The organism is Asaia sp. SF2.1, assembly GCF_000505765.1.
Taxonomy (GTDB): domain Bacteria; phylum Pseudomonadota; class Alphaproteobacteria; order Acetobacterales; family Acetobacteraceae; genus Asaia; species Asaia bogorensis.
This window is the reverse complement of sequence record NZ_AYXS01000003.1, coordinates 4510-8489: the sequence shown is the minus strand read 5'-3', so window position 1 is coordinate 8489 and position 3980 is coordinate 4510. Positions and strand designations below refer to the sequence as shown.

At 61.7% G+C, this 3980-nt stretch carries 3 protein-coding genes and 2 pseudogenes; all 5 read right to left on the bottom strand.

The annotated features are described in order from the left end of the window. Window positions 1-1945, bottom strand: a pseudogene (locus P792_RS23385) (type IV secretion protein DotO); the annotation flags it as partial. Continuing rightward, on the bottom strand, window positions 1942-2607 hold the full coding sequence (locus P792_RS23380) for a hypothetical protein (protein ID WP_023977695.1): 666 nt from the start codon (window positions 2605-2607) through the stop codon (window positions 1942-1944). The pseudogene P792_RS23385 and the gene P792_RS23380, both read right to left, overlap by 4 nt. 119 nt (window positions 2608-2726) lie before the next feature. Then, window positions 2727-3146 carry a hypothetical protein gene (locus tag P792_RS23375; RefSeq protein WP_023977694.1) on the bottom strand — a complete coding sequence of 140 codons (420 nt, stop codon included), beginning with the start codon at window positions 3144-3146 and terminating at the stop codon, window positions 2727-2729. 75 nt (window positions 3147-3221) lie between these two features. Then, window positions 3222-3755: a hypothetical protein gene (locus P792_RS23370; protein ID WP_023977693.1), complete on the bottom strand. Its 534-nt coding sequence runs from the start codon at window positions 3753-3755 to the stop codon at window positions 3222-3224. Between the two features lie 15 nt (window positions 3756-3770). Next, window positions 3771-3980, bottom strand: a pseudogene (locus tag P792_RS37305) (hypothetical protein); the annotation flags it as partial.

Sequence of the window (3980 nt, the reverse complement as noted above, 5' to 3'; positions counted from 1 at the left end):
CATCGATGATGGCCTCGATCAGATGGTCCATGCGATCGTAAGGCATGGCGTCCTTTCCGATCGGCAGGCAGATCAGGCTGATGAAATTCGTGAGAAAAGTTCTGTGCGCCAGAAGAGGCTCGCGGCATCCGACTTCCAGATCGAAGATATTGAAGGCGTTTTCGGGCGAGAAATCCATTCGATAATAGGCAGCAAGGTGTTGCCGGTCGAAAGGCAGTGATGCCTTGACCATATCGATGAAACCCGAGACGCTCTCGCCGATATCGAGCTTGGCGATCAGGGGAAAACGATAACCGTCATTGGTCGCCGACGCCGCGCTGAGCACGGTGCCGAGCAGCAGACGGTTGGCAGCGACCGATTTTCCCGATCGCGAAGGCGCCACGAAAAGATCGAGCGTCGCCGGCCTGCCGCTTGCACCCGGATCGAAGGGCATGGCAGCGCCGTCAGGGGCGCGAAACAGGACAGAGCCCTTTTCCCAGGGCAGGCCCGGACGGGCCCATGGCATGAGTGTCAGCGCATCATTGAGCGGTGGCGCATGGGATGGTGCTGTCGAGGCCGTGTCCAGGCCGGGTACCGCACTGAGCGTGCCGGCAACGGGATCGCCGCACCAGCGCGAGCTCTGGCAGCTGGCCCAGGCATTGAGCCCCTGCTGGAGACGTGACACGCGCTGTTGCAGGAGCGGGCGCTCCCCCATGGGCGCGCAGGTCGCGAAATTGCCGCGCAGGCGCACGATCGTGTCGGTCTTGAACCGACGGATTTCGTCAACCTGACTATGGGCGACTTTCTTGTGGCGGTTGGGCCAGAAATTGAGAAAGGCCAGCGCGGCCATCTTGCCTTTCATCAGGCTTTCTCCCTCGCCCTCGATTAGGAAAGTCGCGCGCCAGGGCACGTCACGAGGGGCTAACGCACGCACCAGATCGCCGAATACGATGGGCGTATCCTCTCCCTGCGTGACGTCCGGTGCGAGGGTCATGTCGAGCGGGGCCCAGTCCAGCACCCCGAAACGGGCGATGGTATAGCCATCCGTCTGGGCTTCCATGGGGAAGATCTGCTCGCGCAAAGGCGGCCAGAGCAGATGGTCGATATCGGCAGGCGTATCGGTATCGGGCACGCGTACAGGCGGCTCGTCAGGCGGCATGACGGCCCGCCACAAATCGTCGCGCGTTTCGGGATACATGATGGAACGGATGGTCTTGAGCGTCTCCTGTGGCGACAGGATCCGGGTCTGCACCCGAATGTCGCTGAAGGCCTGGCTGACCTGCTGGACGAAAGAAGCGTGACGCGACGCCAGATCGGGGTCGGCGAGACCCGGATCCTGCGCGTCCTCCAGACGGGGCAATGCCGCACCGGTCGATTTCTGTGCCTGTTTCGCGGCTTTTTGTTCCTGGCGGTTGAGCAATGCCTTTTTGCTCCACACTGCCACCCAGCAATCCTCATAGCGCATGGTCTGCGGAAAAACGCGCAGCCATTCGGCGAAGACATCGTCGAAATCGGCGTCAAGACGGGTCGCGATCGCGCGCGCTTGCTCGACGCATTTCTGTATGGCGTCTCCGGCTGTTGCGGGGTCCGAGACGAAATGGAACTGAAGCGCGTGGCCTTTGCCATCCAGCGGTCCTGAGAGCCTGTTGCGCAGGGTCCTGGCCTTTGTTTCGGTCTCACGTGCGTCGAGCACCACGGCCGATCCCTGGATACGGATCAGGGACATATACGCCCCATCGAAGGTGATAAGGGAGTCGCCGTCCGATGTGGCCAGCGCGCAGAAGCTGCTGACCGTACGTTTGCCGTAAACGGAGGCCTGGCCGATCATGCGCATCAGGGCGCCGCCCAGGGCCGGACGCGCGAGGACCGGCCGGTCGGGTTGCACCGACGCTGTTTCCACGCTGTGAGACGATGCCTGGTCGAGTGATGGGGTCGGGACGAGCCAGGAGGGCAGCGCGATTTTCATGGGGTTATGCCGCCTGGCGCTGCGTGTGTGAGAAATTCCGTAAAGACGTTTCGATCAAACTGGTTCTGCCAGACCCCTTTGGGGAGAAAGCGGATAGCGGTCTGCGCCTCGACGGCATCGGGAGTCAGACCCCGCCAGGCTGCGACCAGGTCGCTGGCCGACACGTCACCAAGGCGTGACTGGGCAGCCCGGCGTGCCTCCTGCAACAGATAGGCGAACTGCTCCTTGCCAGGTTCCGCGTCATCGGCCTGACGTCGCTCGGAAGGCGCCTCCGCAGGACCCGCACGGCAGGCACGCAGATGCGCCCCCATCACCCTGTTCAAAGCCGCCTGACTGATGAAGGGGAGCCAGATCGGCTCGACCCTTTCGTCGAGACCCTCCCGATCGAAGGACAGGACCGACGCGCAGGTGATGCAGAGTGGTGACGTGTCGAATATCATCCCTGCGTCAGGTGTGCTGCAGCAGACGCAAGCGGCGCCGGTATCCTCTGCGCGCAGCCAGGATGATGACGGAAGCTTGCGTGCAAGCTCGGGCAGGGGCGCGTGCCACAATGCCGGCTCGGCAGGCATCGGGATGGCGGTACGAACGTCCTGCTCCTGCTGTGCCTCTGGCTCTATCTGGTCGGCTGGGCCGCTCCGACGTTTGGTGAACAGTCCGAACATGGAAATCCTGCGGGCTGGAGTACGTGACCTGGAGGTTGACCGGTCCTGTGATCGGGGCTGTTTACAGGCGCGAAGAGGTAACTTCTGGGAGCCGGGGGCATTGATCGCCCCCAACTGATTTACTGGTCCATCTGGATCTGCTGGGCAGAGCCGTTGAACTCGACACCGTTCGAGGACTGGCTGCGGGTCAGCATGCCGGAGAAGGCGGCAAATGAGAGCAGAATAACTCCCCCGGCAATGCTTGACCCGATCGCGAACAGGTTGTGCTGCGAATTGCGCCCGCGCATCAGGGTGATGAAGTGGATCACGCCCCAAAGAATAGCGCCCAGCCCGCCGACGACGCAGATGAAGGCGATTAGGTAGCGAAAGGCGGTAAGGGCTCTTTGGACCCAGCTTTCCATCCAGCTGTCGATCGTCTGTGCGTGGGCCGGCTCGGCCAGGACGACGCCCGCAATAAGGAGGATCGATAAAAGGCTGCTATGGCGACGTAGCAGACGCAGGCCATTGGCTAGAACAGGGTGCCGAAAGTAACCGATCATGGAAAATATCCTGTCAGAGGGAAGTGAGGGAGACGGCGTGAAGGTGAGTGCGCGACTGGTTTTACAAGGCAGGGCTCAGCCCAGACCGGCCTCCTTGAGGAGGAAGGGAATGATCACGTCCGAATGCATGACGAAGAGAGAGCCGCCCATGCCGATGAAGCAGCCTGCGATGGAGACGCGGGAATGGCCGTTCAGCCGTGCCTTGAGCTTCATCAGCGAGATATAGAGAAAGAGCAGGCCGTAGACCCAGAAATAGGCCTTGAGCGGTGTGAGAAAGCCCTGGACCAGAGCCGACAGGGTTTTGGTGGGCAGGTTCGTCAGATCCACATCGCCCGCCCGCAGCTGCGTCGGTGCGCCGACCGAAACAGTCATGCTCGACCCCATGCTGGCATTGAGCATGTTGGTGAAATGCGTGAACGACAGCAGCGTCGCGCTCAGGAATGCGATACCGAGGATCTGAAATATGCCGGGACCGGTACCGTGCCGCGCTCTTGAGCGTATCATGGCCAGATACAGGGCGTATAAGAGCCCGCTCAGACCCGAGACGACGCACAGAAACGCAAGAAAGACCGCAAGCGCGCTCGACAGATCGCCTACCAGCGTGAACATCGTCTGTCCTTTGCGTCACCGTATCGTTCCGCTATCGGTTCGGATAAGCCAAGCCTCGCCGACCTGTTCGATAAGCTTCACATGGCCATATCCCGGGAGTACGTCGCCGATACGCACCTCGATCGCGCGACCGCCCGCCGCATGGACGATCGCGATCTCGGGCGATGCGGCATCGATCGCATAGCGTATGCGTCTCTCGCCTTCGGGGCGTGGAGTGGTAGCCGC

Bases quoted from the DNA above. Each gene is read 5' to 3' on its own strand.
- P792_RS23380 (WP_023977695.1), bottom strand. From the start codon at position 2,607: ATGTTCGGACTGTTCACCAAACGTCGGAGCGGCCCAGCCGACCAGATA.
- P792_RS23375 (WP_023977694.1), bottom strand. From the start codon at position 3,146: ATGATCGGTTACTTTCGGCACCCTGTTCTAGCCAATGGCCTGCGTCTG.
- P792_RS23370 (WP_023977693.1), bottom strand. From the start codon at position 3,755: ATGTTCACGCTGGTAGGCGATCTGTCGAGCGCGCTTGCGGTCTTTCTT.